This is a genomic window from Streptomyces sp. MS19, from assembly GCF_047200595.1.
Taxonomy (GTDB): Bacteria; Actinomycetota; Actinomycetes; order Streptomycetales; family Streptomycetaceae; genus Streptomyces.
On sequence record NZ_JBJZOH010000092.1, the window covers coordinates 1 to 1,231 of the forward strand.

At 70.0% G+C, this 1,231-nt stretch carries 1 protein-coding gene; it reads left to right on the forward strand.

What is annotated here, in order from left to right:
- Positions 1 to 654 precede the first annotated feature (654 nt).
- Positions 655 to 1,230 (forward strand): hypothetical protein, encoded by a 576-nt coding sequence (locus tag ACL02R_RS30015; RefSeq protein WP_412800116.1) that lies wholly within the window; start codon positions 655 to 657, stop codon positions 1,228 to 1,230.
- Position 1,231: the final 1 nt, after the last annotated feature.

A 1,231-nucleotide genomic window follows, 5' to 3' on the forward strand; every position in this document is an offset into this window, starting at 1 on the left:
CCGTGTCCCGCGTGCGGGGCGGGGGGTGTGCGCCGCTCGACCCGTCCCGGACGGCATCCCGATGTCGTGGTGCCGTCCGGGGCGGTCCCTGCACCACCCGATGCAACGGCGAAAGGTGGACCAGTGATCAGCACTCTCGTTCGGGGACACCCCCCGGACTTCGCGAACCGCCCCCGTACGGGCACTCCCAGCGGGCACACTGCCAGTAGTGCCATTGGCACTGACTGTGCAACGGCGGCAGGGGGCACCATGTGGCGCAAGCCGGTAGGACGGGGCGGACGCGCCCCCGGTCGAAGCGGCAGTGCGACCGACTGCGAACTGTGGACGCACGCTGTATGCGGCGGTGTTCTCCCGGATCGCATCCTGAACGCCCTCAAGAAGAACCGCCAGGACGCGCCCGAGGCGAAGAAGCCGCCGCGCGGCCCGTCCTCGCCCCCGCCCGGAGGGCGTCCGCCGGGGCCGACCGCGCCGGACAAGAACCCGCCGGTGCCCCCGAACCCGCCCGTCGCGCCCCCGTACCTCCGGTTCGGATCGGACGGTACCGACGCGACGACTGAACCCCCGTACAAGAGGTTCGGTAGCGGTAAGCCCCCCGCCGCGGAGTAAGCGGCAGCAGTTCACGGCACATCCACCAGCCAGAAGTGGAGTTGCACAGTGACCACAGACACCCTTCGCCCGCCCGCCGGCACGGTGGCGCGGCGAGCGACCGAGATCCTGACCGCCATCAAGGCGGACCCGGAGTACCGGGCGTTCGAGACCGCCACCTTGGAGTACTCCTCCGACTGGGAGTGCTTCACCGGGTTTCCGGTGATCTCCCAGTGGCACCTTGAGAAGGACGCCCCCGCCCTGTTGGAAGAGGGGCTGCGCGCGCTGGTTCTCAAGGCGGCCGTCTACGAGATGACGGGCGACGAGCACGCGGCGGAAATCCCCGTCGCCGTGCCCGTGGACGAAATGTCACACGCGATGATCGCTCAGCCGCAGCTCTTGGCCCGCATCACCGCGCGCGTCGGCGTCAGCGTCATCCACCAGACCGACCAGGAACACACCGACTACAGGCACGGCGACTACACGCACGCCGCGTACATCGCCGCGTGGGGCGAACCGCCCGAGCGGTACTGGATCTCCCACGAGGAGACCGAGCGGCGCCGGGCGCATCTCGCCACGCGGTACGCCTCCATCGGACTCCGGCGCTCCGGCCGCGAACACAGCATCGATTTCGCCACGGTCTAGC